This is a genomic window from Moorena sp. SIOASIH (genome assembly GCF_010671925.1).
Classification (GTDB): domain Bacteria; phylum Cyanobacteriota; class Cyanobacteriia; order Cyanobacteriales; family Coleofasciculaceae; genus Moorena.
This window is the reverse complement of sequence record NZ_JAAHIH010000001.1, coordinates 843,455-860,282: the sequence shown is the minus strand read 5'-3', so window position 1 is coordinate 860,282 and position 16,828 is coordinate 843,455. Positions and strand designations below refer to the sequence as shown.

Here is a 16,828-nt window from a genome sequence, read left to right as displayed (position 1 = left end):
TTTGACATAAAGTGGTATCTGAAAAATGCTAAAAACACGATTAACTAAGAACGGCTACCGCTGGATGATCAGTAAAGGATTGGCAGTACTGCTCCGAAAAGCGTTATTTTTTATACATCTAGCGCGTAAATACCAATCCCAAAGACTTAAAAATCTAGTAGGCATTCGTCCGCACCTAGCCAAGCTCACGTTCTTCTCCCTAAGCCTGTGCACCCTACTATTGCTGATCGGCTTACCTGCTAGCTTTTCCAGCTTGGTCAGTTCTTCAGTAGCAGCGAATCCCCTCTATCCTTTGGATGCGAACATGGTGAATGTGCGGGATTACGGTGCCAAAGGTGATGGTATTACCGATGACACAGCCGCCATTCGCCGAGCAGTTCAGGATAATCTCACTAAACATCGCACCCTGTTATTTCCAACAGGAACCTATTTGGTCAGTGATTCAATTGAGTGGAAGAATAAAAACGGTGTTTTTGGGGCATTTCTAACTTGGCAGGGTGAAGGCACTGACAAGACTATGATCAAGCTTAAGGACAAAGCCAAAGGTTTTGGTAATCCTGAGCAGCCCAGACCGATCACGCGCCCTGGCTCCCTGGGAACTCGCGACACTGGCAAAGGCAATCGCGCCCATAATAACTACATCTTCGACATGACCTTCGACACAGGTAAAGGTAATTCTGGTGCTATTGGTGTAGACTTCAACGCCAGCAACACGGGGGCGATGGAAAATGTGGTCATTGTCTCCGGTGATGGCATCGGAGCAATTGGTTTAAACTTGACCCGTGAGGTAGGACCGTGCCTAATCAAAAACGTTACTATCAAAGGCTTTGACATTGGTATCCGGGGGAGCTCGGCTCTCTACAATGTCACCCTTGAAAACATCCGACTGGAACACCAAAATCTGGTAGGTATTAAAAATGACAACCTAGTGTTAGCTATCCGCAAGCTAACCAGTATTAATTCGGTTCCTGCTATCAGCAACGGCGGCGACTGGATTGGACCAGTTGTACTGATTGATTCAGAATTACGCGGCGGGTCACCACAGGCGGTGGCTATTGAAAATACAAGCAATATCCTGGTTCGCAACGTTAGTGTCGAAGGATACAAAGCTGCCATCAAGAGTGGAGACAAACTGATAGCTGGTCCTAAGGTAGAAGAGTTTATCGCTGCACCATCTATCAGCCTCTTCGATTCCCCAAAGCCAAGCCTTAACCTACCGATTGAGGAGACCCCAGAATTCTTGGACTATGACCTAAATAACTGGGCAAATGTAGAAGACTACGGTGCTAAACGAGATGATGGTATCGATGACTCCGAGGGGATCCAGAAAGCGATTGACTCCGGCAAAACCACCATTTATTTCCCTTGGGGATACTATCACCTTAACAAGCCTGTAATCGTGCGAGGTAACGTGCATCGGATGATTGGATTCTTCTCCTTAGTTCGCTCACCAGAAGTATTATTCCGTTTTGAGAATCACGACCACCCAGTCATCCTGGAAAGATTTAACTTCCAGGGTGGAACATTGGAAAATGCTGCGTCACAGCCTGTAGTGGTTCGGCACTCCAGTCCATTCTTGGAAACCACCTCCGAAACTGGGACTTGGTTCTTAGAAGACGTTGTGACCTCTAGGATCAGAATCAGGAAGGGGCAAAGGGTTTACGCTCGCCAGCTCAACTGCGAGTCTCCCCCACCGGAACCCTTACTCAATAACGATGGTGGTCTAGCTTGGGTGTTTGGCTACAAGACGGAGTATGGTACCACTGTAGCTGCTACTGTTAATGGTGGAAAGAGTGAGATCCTAGGTGGTCTGTTCTACCCAGCTCAGGGAGTCGATGACCCCAAGCGTCCAGTGATACTTAATCGAGATTCTGCGGTCTCAGCAGTTTATCGGGAAATTGCTTTCGGATCGACTTATACAATCGAGATTAAGGAAACTAGACGGGGAAAGACGAAGACCCTAAGACGGGATCAGCTAGATGCAGGCACTATGGTTGCTATTCCCCTTTATACCGGACGTTAACAATAATTTTATTCAGCTAAAGAAAACTATCAAAGGGGATAATTTTTAATTTACTATTTAACTTTGTTAGCTATCAGCTAATGCGCTACCCGCACGCTACTTGAGGTGCTATCAGCTGGGGATTACCCATTACCCATTACGGCGGTTTGCATAACTATCAAGTACACAGGATTTTATCCTTCTTCCCTCTTCCCCGCTCCCTGCTCCGAAGTCCCTGCTCCCTACAAACCCAGAAATTTGTACCTAATTGAAGTGCAAACCGCTATATCTATAGCAGTTATCAATTGGGTGAGGAACTTTTGTCCTGGGTTTTAGGAAGTAGGGAGTAGGGAGTAGGAATGCAGCGCGGGGAGAGCCAGGGCCCCCAAAGGGTTTTCCCACGGGGCTTTTAAGGTGCAGAAGCAGGTGATCTACACAGAACCGAAACCATGAACGACTGCATCAAGACAATAAGAAAAAATGTATTTAAAGATACCTTTTTATCGAAAAATACTTGTTTCCTGTTCCCTATTCCCTGTTCCCTATTCCCTGTTCAATACTTCTGCCGATTATCCATTAGCCATTACCAAAAAAAACATCAACTATGAGCACTAGTAAAACCACTATAAATGCTCTAACTTTTTGCCACAATGGCAACATAGTACAGTCTTATTGAGATTTGCTGAATTAATAAAGATTTTTATCGTGCATTACCAAATCTTATGGTGTTAGCTGAACAAACCACTCTATTACCACAAAAAAAGCTAATTACCTCTCCGGTAACTGCTTTACCCTTTGATGCACAAATCAAACAGATTTTGGGATGGGCTAGCGGACGCAAAAGTAAAATTGTCTGCGTCGCTAATGTCCATATGCTTATGGAAGCTTACTGGTATCCAGAGAAGTTGGGAGCTGTGCTAGCCAACGCAGACCTTGTGACGCCTGATGGCATGCCTTTAGTGTGGATGTTAAGGCAGCTGGGGATACATAACCAAAATCGTGTTGCAGGACCAGATATCCTTTTAGCTCTAGCTCAACAAGCTCCATCTCGTCGCATCAGTGTATTTTTCGCCGGTTCCACTCCCAGAGTTCTTGACAACATGCGAGCTAGGCTAAACCGGGAATTTCCTAGACTTCAAATCGCGGGCATGGAACCATTACCGTTTCGCCCTCTGACTGCTACTGAAGACCGTGAGCTGATTCAAAAGGTCAATGACAGTGGAGCCGGGTTGGTGCTAGTGTCTCTAGGGTGTCCTAAGCAGGAATACTGGATGGCTCAGCACAAGGATAAAATCCAAGCAGTTATGATTGGTTTGGGCGGGGCTTTCCTTGTCTATGCAGGAATTCATCGACGTGCACCCCGATTCGCCCAGCGAATTGGCTTGGAATGGTTGTATAGGCTAGTTCAAGAGCCAAGTAGACTTTCGAACCGCTACTACAGTACAATCCCACCTTTTATCTATTTGTCTTTAAAGCAACTGTTTTTAGAGAGTTTATTGAGAAAAATATGAAGCAATTAGCCAATAAATTATCAGGTTAATATAACTTGAAATTTATCGTATTAATCAAATAGGTGAGGTACACATTTTTTGCATTTTATGGAATAGTAAACAGGGAACAGGGAACAATAAACAGGGAACAATAAACAGGGAACAATAAACAGGGAACAGGGAAACAATCGGTGTGTGTACCTCATTAATATGAGAACCGCTATATATTAACCTGATATAGCTATATTGATATGGCTATATTTTTAATCCAGTGCTAATGTTATTTGTGCATATAAACCATTAATTTTTAATATAAAACCTCAAAAAAAACAATAAAAATAAACCTGGATAAACACATAAAAAATAGGCTTGCTGTGTGTTATTGTTGAGTTGTTTGCGGTTTCAATAAACCCTAGGTAATTACAAGGGCTAAGCCCAGGTTATAGCAAATTTCCTGATTGATGAAGCAAACTCGTCGTCAATGACTTACTCACACACAGCCAATGAACATAATCACTCTCATTTTATTTATTGCTGGCTTTGTACTTGATCAAGTAAACTCGTCGTCAATGACTTACTCACACACAGCCAATGAACATAATCACTCTCATTTTATTTATTGCTGGCTTTGTACTTTTAGTTGTTGGGGCGGAAATCTTGGTCAAGGGCGCATCACAGTTGGCGTTGGTAGCAGGTGTCTCCCCCTTAGTGATCGGGCTGACTATAGTCGCTTACTGCACCAGTGCCCCAGAATTAGCCGTAGTATTGCAGTCGAGTTATGAAGGACAAGCGGATATTGCCCTTGGTAACATCGTTGGCAGCAACATTGCCAATATTTTGCTAATCTTAGGCATATCGGCAACTATGTTACCCTTGGTTGTATCCCGGCAGTTGGTGCGATTAGATGTACCATTGATGATTGGCATATCATTCCTACTCTTGTTTATGAGCTTGGATGGCCAACTGGGTAGATTTGATGGGAGCATTCTGTTGGCTGGCGCGATCGCATATACTTTATTTACCATTATTCAGAGTCGCAAAGAAAATCAGGAAATCCCAGGCCAGGATACCCCTCAAACCAAATCTCGCCAGTCTCGTACTAGCCTTAAAAAGATAGTTACTCAGTTAGGGCTGATTGTTTTCGGCTTAGGAATGTTAGTACTAGGTTCCCAGTGGTTGATTGATGGAGCTATTGCTCTGGCCAAGATCTTTGGCTGGAGCGAGTTGATTATTGGCTTAACCATTATCGCTGTTGGCACCTCTCTTCCAGAAATTGCCACCTCCATTATTGCCAGTGTCCGTGGTCAGCGAGATCTTGCCGTAGGTAACGCTATTGGCAGCAATATTTTTAATATCCTGTTGGTGCTGGGGATGTGTAGCTTGATTGTGCCTGATGGTATAAAGGTGTCAACTCCTGCCCTAAACTTCGATATTCCAGTAATGATTGCAGTGGCGGTGGCTTGTCTACCAATTTTCTTTACTGGCTATCAAATTTCCAGGTGGGAGGGATTTCTCTTTTTAAGCTATTACGGTGCCTATACCTTGTATTTGTTCCTAAACGCCACACAACACCAAGCTTTATCACAGTTTAGTACTATCATGATGACATTTGTCGTACCTCTAACGATAGTTACCCTAGTGATTTTGGTGATGGGCAGTATACGGACTACCATCAAGTCTGGTTAAATAATTGCCTTAAATAATTGCTGAATTGCTGAATTGTTCCGATTGAGCAATTCGGTAATTGTTTTAGTTAATTCTTGATGGAAGTGGTGTTAAGCTCAATTTGTCGAGCAGCTACCATATATCGAAAAATATAATCGGCTAACTCCAAGTAGATCTGGGCACGTTCGGTGGAAGACGCCCAAACCGTTATACCGTGGTTCCGAATTAATAGGAGATTGATTGATGGTGGTGCAGCCTGAAAGCGATCGCATATCTCACTACTAATGCGAGACACATCCAGATGGTTGACGAATACTGGTACCGTGACTTGGGGGTTCTCCTCCCGTACTCCAAATCCCTTAAGCATTTCTAGCGGCGGCAAAGGCAGAGTATCTTCTTTAGTAAAGCCAGAAACTAAATTCGACTCAATGGTGTGAATATGATAACAGGCTTTAGCATCTGGGAATAAAGAGTAGATACTTTGATGAATGCTTGTTTCAGCTGAAGGACGAGATTCAGGTGATGGTTTTTCTACCACCCTGCCATCAGTGGCTATGGGAATAAAGTCTTTGCTGCCTAGCTGCCCTTTATGGCATCCACTCGCAGTAATCCAGAAGCTGCCATCGGGCTGTTTAGCAGAAAGGTTACCGGCTGTGCCCACCATCCAACCTAATTGATAAAAGTGGCTGGCAGCACTGATTAAAGTTGGTCTTGGATCAATTGCTGATAGTAATTGGTGGTGATTTCGGATTGAGGAGCCATGATTAACCATCTTAAATACGGGAAGGGGACTCCCGTTATAAACGTTAGTTTTAGCGGGAGGGGAATTCCCGCAGGAGAATAAATTGAACGCGAATGCGTGGCCATAGGCCAGCGAACGCGCCCCGCGTGGCCATAGGCCAAGCGCGAATCATTGATTAATTTAACTCGCGTATTCATAGCCGTCAGCTTTGAAAATTGTTTGTAAATACTTTGGATGTACATCAATTTTCTTTTCTGGAGTAGAGAGTGCAAAACTAGGACGATGGCGAATTGCTATTCGTCCTGTGTATTGACCGGCATACTTCCCTCTTTTGATATCAGCTTTGACAATATCGCCCGTTTGGAAACCTTTGAAAAACTTAGCGGCAGGCGCATGAGCTTTTGGAAAGCCATATTTATTTGGACGACATCTTTGGCGCACCCCGTGACCTTTAGCTGTAACTATTAGCGGTTTCACTCCATTTAGTAGTAATGTCTGAGGAGTGGATTTACCTACACAAGCAGCATCAGTCCAATGGGTTTTCTCAATCTCTCTGGTTTTACGATTGAACTTAGTCAGACCACCAGAACCTGTTTCAACAGGTAATCCAGTCAGTTGCAGCCTCCTCCATACTTCCCAACGAGTTGAGTTAACTGCTGCTGCATCTTTCAAGGGGGATTTACCCAATGCCAGTATTTTTTTTAGAAGTTCCGGCTTTTTACGTAAAAATTTCTCAATCAGATCGCTACCTTTCTTTTGATTACAAGGTCGGCAAGCCAAGGTTAGGTTGCTGACTCTATTAGTCCCTCCAATAGATTTTGGAGTAATGTGTTCAACCTCCAAGGGGACGTTCTCTGCTCCACAGTAAACACAGCTATAACCCCACTTGGCAAGCAGATATTCTTTCACCTCAAACCCAAACAGTTCACCGTGTTGATACTCTACACCCGATATTTCGGGATTTTGCATTTTTTGAGTATCAAACCGGACTAATTCTTGAGATATGGTGGTTATTGGGCACAGCTTCCTTAGCCGTCTTACCCAAGTCTCAATATTAAATACTCGACTCATTAGCGATGGAGCCAGCCACCCTCCTGGGCGTTTTCGATTGAGAAACCGAGGTTTGCGGTAACGAGTCTTTCTATTTCGCCTACCTCGCCTTAAAGCTCTTCTGGATTCCAGAGAGTTTTTGATATTCTGTCCTCTGTGATTAACTTCCAAGGCGCTTGTGACCCGTCCAGTTTTTTTCTGAACGATGGCAATCCCGGTTGTTTTAGATCCAGGGTCTATCTTGATTCTGTGTGGATGAGTAACAGAATTCTCAACATCCCTGTCTTGCATGATTATAGTAAATGGATAACGCTTAAAGACTTTAGCCCTCCCTTTTTTAAGTAACTCCCTAGCCCGTGCTGGATGGCATGGATCTAATGGTTGTTTGTTTTTATCTAGCACGAAAACTCGCATTACTTTGAACACTCCACAAGTGGGTAAAGTTTGCCTTGACAATGTTATAAGAGCTTTTTAGGTTATTACGGTCGATGTCCCCTATTACGGGGAGCACCTCCGCTCCAGAACCGTACGTGAAGGTTTCCCTTCATACGGCTCCTAAGTATCCTCAACCAATAGGCTTGCCTTTCGGCTTGCTCCAATGAATCATCTGGTGACAGCTTTGGTGTACTGCCATTAGGTTCTTATGCTTCCAATTGTCGTGGTTTCCATCGATGTGATGAAGATGTACATATTCGTTGCTTAAGAACTTGTGTCCACAATGTCCACAGGAATGGTTTTGCCTATCCAAAGCTTTGGCGGTAGCACCATCGTATAGTCCGGAGTTCCGCATACTCCAGTAGACTAGGTCTCCGTCATACGGGGACTTAGTTCCTTTGACGTTCACGTGTTGATTTTGTTTGTACCCAACTGCTGGAAAGCCTTTCTTGCATAGTTCCTTGGCTTTACGCCGGTTCATTTTCTTTTCCTTGCGGAATTTACGGTTTGCGGTTTTATTCATGAACCATAAACTATCTCGGGAACTGCTCATGTCGCAGCTTTTATGGTAGTTCCTCCATCCACGTACGATTGGGGCTAATTTTTGAGCTTTTACTTCGGCACCATAATTCGAGCTATTCACCACGGCTTTAATCTTCTTTCGGATATTCCGGTGGTTTTCCACAGAGGGAATGCACCGGAATTTTCCGTTTTTCTGGACTCGAAACTTCCAACCCAGGAAGTCAAATCCGTCTGTCGTTTTGGTTAACTTGGTCTTTTCTTGATTTACTTCTAATCCACGTTGAGTTAAGAAGTTTTTCACTTTTTCTAAAACCTTTTCAGCGTTATCTTTTGGCTTGAGTATAATCACCAGGTCGTCCGCATATCTAATGCTTCTGATGCCTTTGTTGATTTCTTCTATTCCATCAAGTGCAATATTGGCGCTTTTGTGGGCTGACTACTCCTCCCTGGGGTGTGCCTCTTCCTTCATCATAGAATTCCGGATTGATGCCTGCTTTTAGACATCTAAATATCCCCAGTTTCAGACCCGCAGGTGCTAGCAATCTATCCATAATGGAGCTATGGGAGATGCGGTCAAAGCACTTCTTGATATCTAACTCGATTACCCTTTTATTTATGCCATTTCTATCTGATTTTAAATTTAGGAATAATAGCTTTTGTGCGTCTTGGGCACATCTGCCTGTCCTAAACCCGTAGCTGAAGGCACTGAACGTTGCCTCGTGGGCTGGTTCAAGGGCGAATTTTGCTAAACATTGCCATACCCTATCTTGGATTGTCGGTACCTTTAACATTCTCGTGCTCCCGTTTTTCTTGGGTATTGGGATTTCCCTCAACCCTTGGTGCGTCCAGTTTTCCGCACGGTCGCCTAGTCTTTTAAGTACCTCGAACCGTTCTTTGTAGGTTAGGGATTTTTTCCCATCTACTCCGGCTGTTCTTTTTCCTTGATTAAGCTGAGTCACTTGACGGACTGCCAGCAGTTGTGCTGAGCGGGATTTCAGAATTAGTTTTTGTAGAGACCTAGCTTTCCTCAGGTCACCATCTCGAACCGCTTTGTACACTCGCTTCTGTAGGCGGAAAAGATTCCGGCGGAGTTGTTTCCACTTTTGGCTTTTCCATAGGTCACTATATCTTTTTGACATGTGTCTACCCATGCTCTTCATTAGTTTCGTGTATTCTGGATACCCGCCACCAGTTTCCGGTGGCATCTTACCCGACAGTGGGGATTAGGTTTGGCATAACTTACTGAGGTTCGACTACTCCTCAGACCCAATATGCTGTCGTTTTTACTCGTTCCGTCTGTCAGATTGTTTTGGGGATTTAGGGCAGTCCGGAGATGAAACCTTAGAATAGTGGAGCCTTACTACAAAATTTTTAACCCTTTTTCCCATAACCCTCTAACTATAAAGGCTCCACTATTCTTGCGGTAACTTCGTTCCCAATTTGCCTATCCTTTTCTCAGAGATTACAGCTATCGTTGTTAGAACGCTGTGAGAATAAAATGATAAAGTCGCACATTTTGTTTCAGATTGTGGCTTGGAAGTTAGACATTTTTCTAGGACTACTTTACCCATGTCGCCTCCCCATTAGCGCCAGTGTTACCTATCTGCTTCGGTTCTGATTGCGCCCTGGTGCCAGCGTCACTCTGCGGAGTTGCCGCCCGCTCGGTGTGGCCAAGGTAGGGAGTCACTTATCTCTTAAAGGGCAGGGTTTTCACCTGCATCCGACGAACAGTTAGAACTTTTGAGGGATAGTCCTCGCGAGTCCCCCTAGTCATACCCCTCCAGTTTCTGGAGGCTCCTCCTAGGAACGAGCCGCACAACAACACTTCCTTAACTCACTACAGATGTTTAATTGTTAACAACAGAGCTGAAGACTGGCACGCATCTACAGGTGTTATGACTCGAATAACGTAGACCATTAGAACGGTCTTAGTCTGGTCAACTATGAGCTTTCACAAGCTCCCGCTATAGTCTCACAAGACTTAGCGGTGAGTTGTTGACTGTTCCACCGCTGGGATAGCTTTTGTTGTACATCAAAAAAATCATCCCACGGAATGTAGGGCTTTTGGCGCTCGTCCAGGTATTTGCTGAGGCGATCGCGGGCGAATACTACGGGGGCTCTCAGGCTCATATTCAAGTCCGTTACCGAATCCCCAATGGCGATCTGCTCTTGAGCCGGGTGTTGTGCCATCACTTGCACTTTAGACACAAGTTCTGTATTTCCTTCAAACTCAGAGGTTACCTTGAGAAAATCCCCGGTCGTTTCCACATCAACAGCATAAATAGCTGCTACCGGCTCAAGTAAAGGTTTTTTCCCCGTGCTTCCCTGACTCAGAACCGTTTCGACCATGCAGCGCAAACCACCGGAAACGACAATAAAAGGGACATTCTGAGTATCAAGAAAGTCTAACAATTGCTCTAAACCAGGCCGAATCGGTTTGGATTGGGCCTAGGCAATAATTTCACGATAGCTGGCTGAAGGAATTGACTCTAACATCTGGCGCACACCTTCCCTTAGAGTCAGCTTCATACTGTACAGCTGGGGCATAATTTGGGCGGACAACTCGGGAGCAAATTGTTTGAGCATGCCCACAAAGGTTTCAACGGCGGTAATGGTACCGTCGAAGTCGCAGAATACAACTCGATTCACAATAGTTTTGAGTCTAAGAGTGCTGAGTTCTGAGTAACAACTGTCGCTGTTCAGGATTCTAATAGTGTTAGTGCGGCTCGTTCCAATCAGGAGCCTCTAGAGAATAGAGGGGTATGGGTTGGGGGACTCGCGAGGAATTAAAACCTCAAAAGTTCTAACTGTCTAGCGGATGATGGTGAAAGTCCATCCTATGAGGAGACATATGACTCCCTATCTGGCCACACCGAGGTGGACGGCATTCCTCCAGAGTGACGCTGGCAACAGGGCGCAATCAGTTGACCATAAGCAGGTAACAACACTGGCGCTAACGGGGAGGCGACATGGTTTAAGTAGTCCTATAAAAGTGTCTAAATAGCCAACCACAACCTGAATAAAACATGTGGAAGAAATTCTCTACTCTCACGGAGTTTTTGACATGACATCCGTAATCTCTGAGAGGGGAATAGGCAAAGTGGGCTGACCTAAATCGCCGAAACAATCCACTAGACGGAACGAGTAAAAACGACAGCGATAAATGGGTCTGAAGGCTGGTCGAACCTTCAGTAAGTCATGCCAGACTCAATCCCCACTGTCGGGTAAGATGTGCTCAAAACTGGGCACGGGTTCTCAGAATATGTTCAACAAACGTAGAGTACGGTTAGACGCATGTCAAACAGATATAGCGAACTATGGAAAAGTCAAAAGTGGAAAAAACTCCGCCAAAACTTATTCCGCCTACAACGAAGAATATATAAAGCGGTTCAAGCTGGTGACTTGAGGAAAGTCAGGTCTCTACAGAAACTGATCATGAAATCCCGTTCAGCACAGCTATTGGCCGTCCGTCAAGTGACGAAACTAAATCAGGGAAAACGCACTGCTGGTATTGATGGAAGAAAAAGCCTCAATTACCGTCAGCGAATCGAATTAACGGAACAGCTAAACCAATATGGCCATAACTGGATACATAGCGGACTCAGAGCAGTACCAATCCCTAAAAAGAATGGGAAAATCAGAATGCTGAAAATCCCAACCATCGCTGACCGAGCATGGCAATGTCTAGTGAAATACGCCTTGGAACCTGCACACGAAGCTACCTTTCACGCTCGGAGTTACGGGTTTAGGACTGGACGCAGTGCGCATGATGCCCAACAATATGTATTCACCAACCTGAATGCAGCAAAGAAAGGCAGTACAAAAAGGGTAATCGAGCTAGATATCAAAAAGTGTTTTGACCGCATCTCCCATAAATCCATTATGGATAGGTTGTTAGCCCCAGCTAATCTGAAGAAGGGGATATTCAGATGTTTAAAAGCTGGCATCAATCCGGAATTCCATGAACAAGGAACGCCCCAGGGAGGAATAGTCAGCCCACTTTTAGCCAACATCGCACTTGACGGAATAGAAAAAATACACCCATCAGTCCGTTACGCGGACGACATGATAATTTTTCTAAAACCAAAAGATGATGCCAGGAAAATTCTACAAAAAGTAGAAGACTTCTTAAAGGAACGAGGTCTTGAAATCAGTCAAGAAAAGACCAAGATAACTAAAACGACAAACGGATTCGACTTCCTTGGCTGGCATATGCGGGTCAAGAAAAACGGAAAATTCCATTGTAAGCCCTCAGCGGACAATCATAGGAAAATACGTGAGAAGATTAAAACCGTAGTCAACAGCTCGAATTATGGTGCAAAAGTCAAAGCAAAGAAGTTAGCCCCCATTGTAAGAGGATGGCGAAACTATCACAAATGGTGTGATATGAGCAATTCTCGGGATAGCCTATGGTTCCTAAACTACGCGGCAAATAGAAAATTCCGAAAGGAAAAGAAAATGAACCGACATGAAGCTAAAGAACTATGTAAAAAAGCTTTCCCAGCAGTGAAAACAAAACTTTTTGGACATAAGATGGTCACAGGAACTAAGTCCCCCTATGACGGAGACCTAGTATATTGGAGCAAACGAAACAGTGCGCTATACGACAATCATACATCCAAGGCGATGACCAAACAAAACCATTCCTGTGGATACTGTGGAATGAAATTCATAGATGAGGAAAGAGTCCACCTCCACCACATCGATGAAAATCATAACAACTGGAAGAGAGACAACCTTATGGCTGTTCACCAAAGTTGCCACCAACAGATTCACTGGAGCAAGTCGAAAGACAAGCCGAAAGGTTGAGAGAATCTAGGAGCCGTGTGAGGCGAAAGTTTCACGCACGGCTTTGAAGGAGAGGTGCCTGGGCTAATCCCCAGCATCGACTCTAATCTACAGGGATTACTATAGCAGTTCTCTAACGCCCTTGGGGTTGTGCGGGAGTAGGGAGTAGGGATTAGGGAGTAGGGGTAAGAAACCGAAGTGTACCTCATAAGTATGATCAACCCTATCTTTTCATGACCCGATCACCCGATCACCCCATTACCCCATCATGAATGTATAGCGTTAAAAAATGCTTTAACGCCAGCAGCAGGACCATCGGGATGATCCATAATGCCAGTGCCAGCATTAAGAATGACCTCTTGTCCGTAATCTCCTACAACCTTAGGCACAATCCCGGCATGAATGCCAGCGGAGGGGACAGGAAATACATTGCGCGATCGCAAACTATCTCGAATTGGCTTTTCCTCCTCTGGGTCAAAGGGTAAATTACCATAATGGGCGGGATATAGCACCGCATCTGCTCCACAATGAGCCATCAGGGTTCCCAAAACCACTGAGTATGCCATCCCGTGGTTTGGGGCTCCACATAGCGCTCCTGCTAAGGCGGGATGGGCAAAAATTGGCACATTAATCTCTGGATCAGCAGCTAAGGCTTCTAGGACAGAGAAACCGTAGGTCAAGACATTCAGCAGCAGGGCATTTGCCCCTTCTTTAACCAAGGTATGAGCTTTATCAAGCAATTTGTCAGCCGAACCAGTTACATTAATGGCATAGAGTATAGTGCGCCCAGTTTGCTGTTTTATTTCATCGAGTACCTTACGGCAGACTTCTAGACGTTTCAGGGTTGGTGCTATCTCCAAATCCCCCAGAATCTCATCATCTTTAATAATGTCAAGTCCAGCGCCAGCAACCTCTTGTAAAATCGCTCCATGGTCTTCCGCTGAGAGTCCCAACGCTGGCTTAAAAATTGCCATAATCAGGGGACGGTCAACTACTCCTAGTCTTTCCCGAATCCCAGTAATTCCGAATTTGGGATGCCTACCGTAGTGTTCTGGCAAGCGCACTGCCATGACTTTAGCTGGTCCTGCCATGGAGTATTTGCCAAAAATCATGGTTAGTAGAGTAGGGATATCGTTTTCCACATTAGCTTCGGGAAAACGGATGGTAGCCAAACCAGAACCATCAGGGTTAATGACACCTTGAACAACAGTACCAAGATGGGAGCGAAACACATTGTCGAGATGGGCAAAACGAGCATTCCAGGTGCCTGCGGTTTGCCCAACAGCAATCACTTTCGCTTGTTTTTCCACATCAACACCGGTCGGAAAGCGGTAGTCAACTTCAATGGACATATTAAATAAGTTATGAACTCGGATATTCTCAAACAGCTACTACCGGCTTCATCCGAATTTCTGTACCCGTGTACTCCGGAACCCAGCCTTCAGTAGTGATAAAGTAGCGCACAGCTTTAACCCGTCGTGATGGTGTCAGATAAAACCAATGTTCAGTATTCGCTGGGACATTAATGTACTCCTCAGGCTGCACAGTCAACTCCATTTGGCTGCCATCAGGACGTACAAACCCAAAAACCCCTTCTCCAGAAACTATGTAGCGCACTTCATCATCAGTATGGTAGTGACAATCCTTAAATTTGGAAAGGAGGGCATCAAGATTAGGTAAGTCTGGGTAAAGAACGATTAAGTCACGGGATTGATAGCCAGCGGTTTCCTTAAGTTGTTCAAAGTAGCTATCTAAAGCTTTAAGTACTGTCTCCTTTTCAATATCACTAAGGGTGTCTTGCTCTAGAAGGGTTTTAATTTCTGGGTTGTCCCCTACAGACCAGTGATTTAGCTGAACCTTCAGAGGCGCTAATTCTTGGGCAATATCACTTAGCTCGGTATAGGTTGTACCATCTTCAAGTCGCAAAACCGCCATCATGTCCCTCCTGTTGGCTGTTCGGTATCCAAAGTCTCAAATTATAATATTAAGCATTGCTCTAGGTCAACCCACACCAGCCATCGAAACACTATTTTTAGGTATCACAAGGGATAAAACGCTTCCAGAAAGGCTGTTTTAGGATAAAGTCCGCCCAGTTTTCCTCAGAAAGGTTAACATAAATTAATATAAGAAGCTAAATTCTATATTTGCCACATCCTCGAATCTATGGAGGTAACAACGAGTGAATAAAAAGTGGAGAAACGCAGGGCTGTATGCACTCCTAGCCATAGTAGTGATCGCCCTTGGTACAGCATTTTTGGACAAACCGTCCCCAAGTCGAGATACGTGGCGCTACGACCAGCTGATTAGCCAAGTCAAGACCGGCAAAGTGGAAACGGTTAGAATTAGCGCTGACCGCAGTAAAGCGATCGCGATCGCTCAAGATGGTCGTCAGGTAGAGGTCAATCTCCCCAATGACCCACAACTAATCAACCTTCTGAATGATAACGGTGTAGATATTTCAGTTCTACCCCAGAATGATGAAGGCTTCTGGTTCAAGACCTTAAGCAGCTTCTTCTTCCCGATTCTGCTCTTGGTGGGATTGTTTCTATTACTGCGGCGTGCCCAGAATGGTCCAGGTTCTCAAGCCATGAACTTTGGCAAGTCCAAGGCTAGAGTCCAAATGGAACCCCAAACTCAGGTAACCTTTGGGGATGTGGCGGGTATTGAGCAAGCCAAGCTAGAACTTAACGAAGTAGTAGACTTCCTCAAAAATGCTGACCGCTTCACTGCTATTGGGGCTAAAATTCCCAAGGGAGTCCTGCTCGTGGGACCTCCAGGAACCGGTAAAACTCTCTTAGCTCGTGCAGTAGCTGGGGAAGCAGGTGTTCCATTTTTCTCCATCTCTGGTTCTGAGTTCGTCGAGATGTTCGTAGGGGTTGGTGCTTCTCGGGTGCGGGACCTATTTGAGCAAGCCAAGAACAATGCTCCGTGTATTGTATTTATTGATGAAATCGATGCTGTGGGGCGTCAGCGGGGTGCCGGTTTAGGCGGTGGTAATGATGAACGGGAGCAAACCCTTAACCAGTTACTGACTGAAATGGATGGGTTTGAAGGTAATACCGGTATTATCATTATTGCTGCTACCAACCGCCCAGATGTTCTTGATGCTGCCCTACTACGCCCTGGTCGTTTTGATCGACAAGTAGTAGTAGACCGTCCTGATTATGCCGGACGTTTGGAAATTCTCAACGTTCATGCTCGTGGTAAAACCCTCGCCAAAGATGTGGATCTAGAAAAGATTGCCCGTCGGACCCCTGGTTTCACCGGAGCAGATTTATCCAACTTGCTCAATGAAGCAGCAATTTTGGCAGCCCGTCGCAACTTAACCGAAATCTCGATGGATGAGGTGAATGATGCCATTGACCGGGTACTTGCAGGGCCAGAGAAGAAAGACCGGGTGATGAGCGAGAAACGGAAAACCCTAGTAGCGTTTCACGAAGCAGGTCACGCCCTTGTGGGTGCCTTAATGCCTGATTATGACCCAGTGCAGAAAATTAGCATTATTCCTCGGGGTCGTGCTGGTGGTTTGACTTGGTTCACCCCTAGCGAAGACCGGATGGATTCAGGCATGTTTTCCCGTTCTTACCTGCAAAATCAGATGGCAGTGGCCTTAGGTGGTCGGATTGCTGAAGAAATTATCTTCGGTGAAGAAGAAGTGACCACAGGTGCTTCCAATGACTTGCAACAGGTGACTCGGGTGGCACGGCAGATGGTAATGCGCTATGGTATGAGCGATCGCCTTGGTCCAGTTGCCCTAGGACGGCAGAATGGCAGTATGTTCCTAGGTCGGGATATTGCTTCAGACCGGGATTTCTCAGATGCCACAGCATCAACCATTGATGAAGAGGTTCGCAAGCTAGTTGATGAAGCCTACGAACGGGCTAAGAATGTAATTCTTAGCAATAAGCACATCCTCGATAAGCTTGCTGAAATGCTGATTGATAAAGAAACCGTAGATGCTGAGGAACTCCAAGAGATTTTAAGCACTAACGATGTCAAGATGGCTGCGATCGCTCTTTAACACAAGGCGATGTGGGCAATCACCTAGGTGAATACAATGCTGAATACAATAGCGTCGAGCCGTTAATCATCCGTAACAGGATACCTTAATAGAACACCGTAACAGGACAGTGT

General features: G+C 45.2%; 16 protein-coding genes. 6 read left to right on the top strand and 10 right to left on the bottom strand.

The annotated features are described in order from the left end of the window. Positions 1-25: 25 nt before the first annotated feature. From F6J90_RS03805 to F6J90_RS03795, 3 genes are all read left to right on the top strand, one after another. Complete coding sequence (locus tag F6J90_RS03805) at positions 26-2,023, top strand: glycoside hydrolase family 55 protein (protein WP_293091156.1); 1,998 nt, start codon at positions 26-28, stop codon at positions 2,021-2,023. Between the two features lie 459 nt (positions 2,024-2,482). Beyond that, positions 2,483-2,617, top strand: a complete 135-nt coding sequence (locus tag F6J90_RS03800; RefSeq protein WP_293091155.1) for a hypothetical protein — start codon at positions 2,483-2,485, stop codon at positions 2,615-2,617. A gap of 107 nt (positions 2,618-2,724) precedes the next feature. Further along, positions 2,725-3,513: a WecB/TagA/CpsF family glycosyltransferase gene (locus F6J90_RS03795; RefSeq protein ID WP_293091154.1), complete on the top strand. Its 789-nt coding sequence runs from the start codon at positions 2,725-2,727 to the stop codon at positions 3,511-3,513. Positions 3,514-3,563: 50 nt separating this feature from the next. On the opposite strand, the gene F6J90_RS03790 is transcribed toward F6J90_RS03795, so the two are convergent. Continuing rightward, the gene (locus F6J90_RS03790; RefSeq protein WP_293091153.1) at positions 3,564-3,698 is read right to left on the bottom strand and encodes a hypothetical protein; all 135 of its coding nucleotides are present in this window, start codon (positions 3,696-3,698) and stop codon (positions 3,564-3,566) included. A gap of 385 nt (positions 3,699-4,083) precedes the next feature. Between F6J90_RS03790 and F6J90_RS03785 the strand changes: the two genes are divergently transcribed. After that, positions 4,084-5,178: a calcium/sodium antiporter gene (locus tag F6J90_RS03785; protein ID WP_293091152.1), complete on the top strand. Its 1,095-nt coding sequence runs from the start codon at positions 4,084-4,086 to the stop codon at positions 5,176-5,178. Positions 5,179-5,245: 67 nt separating this feature from the next. On the opposite strand, the gene mtnB is transcribed toward F6J90_RS03785, so the two are convergent. The 6 genes from mtnB to F6J90_RS43400 form a co-directional block, all read right to left on the bottom strand. Further along, complete coding sequence (mtnB, locus tag F6J90_RS03780) at positions 5,246-5,929, bottom strand: methylthioribulose 1-phosphate dehydratase (protein ID WP_293091151.1); 684 nt, start codon at positions 5,927-5,929, stop codon at positions 5,246-5,248. A 150-nt stretch (positions 5,930-6,079) separates the two neighbouring features. Beyond that, a complete protein-coding gene (iscB, locus tag F6J90_RS03775; protein ID WP_293091150.1) occupies positions 6,080-7,363 on the bottom strand; it encodes an RNA-guided endonuclease IscB in 1,284 nt (427 codons plus the stop codon). Between the two features lie 151 nt (positions 7,364-7,514). Then, the gene (locus F6J90_RS43410) at positions 7,515-8,276 is read right to left on the bottom strand and encodes a reverse transcriptase domain-containing protein (RefSeq protein ID WP_366513715.1); all 762 of its coding nucleotides are present in this window, start codon (positions 8,274-8,276) and stop codon (positions 7,515-7,517) included. Positions 8,277-8,310: 34 nt separating this feature from the next. Further along, complete coding sequence (locus F6J90_RS43405; RefSeq protein WP_366513677.1) at positions 8,311-9,045, bottom strand: reverse transcriptase N-terminal domain-containing protein; 735 nt, start codon at positions 9,043-9,045, stop codon at positions 8,311-8,313. An 802-nt stretch (positions 9,046-9,847) separates the two neighbouring features. After that, the gene (locus F6J90_RS03765; protein WP_366513714.1) at positions 9,848-10,339 is read right to left on the bottom strand and encodes a haloacid dehalogenase-like hydrolase; all 492 of its coding nucleotides are present in this window, start codon (positions 10,337-10,339) and stop codon (positions 9,848-9,850) included. 15 nt (positions 10,340-10,354) lie between these two features. After that, positions 10,355-10,555 (bottom strand): hypothetical protein, encoded by a 201-nt coding sequence (locus F6J90_RS43400; RefSeq protein ID WP_366513676.1) that lies wholly within the window; start codon positions 10,553-10,555, stop codon positions 10,355-10,357. Between the two features lie 645 nt (positions 10,556-11,200). Between F6J90_RS43400 and F6J90_RS03760 the strand changes: the two genes are divergently transcribed. Further along, complete coding sequence (locus F6J90_RS03760; protein WP_293091149.1) at positions 11,201-12,715, top strand: reverse transcriptase domain-containing protein; 1,515 nt, start codon at positions 11,201-11,203, stop codon at positions 12,713-12,715. Here F6J90_RS03760 and F6J90_RS03755 read toward each other — a convergent pair. The 3 genes from F6J90_RS03755 to F6J90_RS03745 are packed head-to-tail and all read right to left on the bottom strand — an operon-like array spanning position 12,679 to position 14,629. Next, positions 12,679-12,903 (bottom strand): hypothetical protein, encoded by a 225-nt coding sequence (locus F6J90_RS03755; protein WP_293091148.1) that lies wholly within the window; start codon positions 12,901-12,903, stop codon positions 12,679-12,681. The two genes, F6J90_RS03760 and F6J90_RS03755, sit on opposite strands and share 37 nt — an antisense overlap. Before the next feature lie 57 nt (positions 12,904-12,960). Then, the gene (locus F6J90_RS03750) at positions 12,961-14,046 is read right to left on the bottom strand and encodes a RuBisCO large subunit C-terminal-like domain-containing protein (protein WP_293091147.1); all 1,086 of its coding nucleotides are present in this window, start codon (positions 14,044-14,046) and stop codon (positions 12,961-12,963) included. Between the two features lie 28 nt (positions 14,047-14,074). After that, positions 14,075-14,629, bottom strand: a complete 555-nt coding sequence (locus F6J90_RS03745; protein ID WP_293091845.1) for a cupin domain-containing protein — start codon at positions 14,627-14,629, stop codon at positions 14,075-14,077. A gap of 244 nt (positions 14,630-14,873) precedes the next feature. On the opposite strand from F6J90_RS03745, the gene ftsH3 reads away from it, so the two are divergent. Further along, positions 14,874-16,715 carry an ATP-dependent zinc metalloprotease FtsH3 gene (gene ftsH3, locus F6J90_RS03740; RefSeq protein WP_293091146.1) on the top strand — a complete coding sequence of 614 codons (1,842 nt, stop codon included), beginning with the start codon at positions 14,874-14,876 and terminating at the stop codon, positions 16,713-16,715. Positions 16,716-16,828: the final 113 nt, after the last annotated feature.

Excerpts from the sequence above, each read along its gene's own strand:
- F6J90_RS03805 (WP_293091156.1), top strand. The coding sequence starts at position 26 with ATGCTAAAAACACGATTAACTAAGAACGGCTACCGCTGGATGATCAGT.
- F6J90_RS03800 (WP_293091155.1), top strand. The coding sequence starts at position 2,483 with ATGTATTTAAAGATACCTTTTTATCGAAAAATACTTGTTTCCTGTTCC.
- F6J90_RS03795 (WP_293091154.1), top strand. The coding sequence starts at position 2,725 with ATGGTGTTAGCTGAACAAACCACTCTATTACCACAAAAAAAGCTAATT.
- F6J90_RS03790 (WP_293091153.1), bottom strand. The coding sequence starts at position 3,698 with ATGAGGTACACACACCGATTGTTTCCCTGTTCCCTGTTTATTGTTCCC.
- F6J90_RS03785 (WP_293091152.1), top strand. The coding sequence starts at position 4,084 with ATGAACATAATCACTCTCATTTTATTTATTGCTGGCTTTGTACTTTTA.
- mtnB (WP_293091151.1), bottom strand. The coding sequence starts at position 5,929 with ATGGTTAATCATGGCTCCTCAATCCGAAATCACCACCAATTACTATCA.
- iscB (WP_293091150.1), bottom strand. The coding sequence starts at position 7,363 with ATGCGAGTTTTCGTGCTAGATAAAAACAAACAACCATTAGATCCATGC.
- F6J90_RS43405 (WP_366513677.1), bottom strand. The coding sequence starts at position 9,045 with ATGTCAAAAAGATATAGTGACCTATGGAAAAGCCAAAAGTGGAAACAA.
- F6J90_RS03760 (WP_293091149.1), top strand. The coding sequence starts at position 11,201 with ATGTCAAACAGATATAGCGAACTATGGAAAAGTCAAAAGTGGAAAAAA.
- F6J90_RS03755 (WP_293091148.1), bottom strand. The coding sequence starts at position 12,903 with ATGAGGTACACTTCGGTTTCTTACCCCTACTCCCTAATCCCTACTCCC.
- F6J90_RS03750 (WP_293091147.1), bottom strand. The coding sequence starts at position 14,046 with ATGTCCATTGAAGTTGACTACCGCTTTCCGACCGGTGTTGATGTGGAA.
- F6J90_RS03745 (WP_293091845.1), bottom strand. The coding sequence starts at position 14,629 with ATGGCGGTTTTGCGACTTGAAGATGGTACAACCTATACCGAGCTAAGT.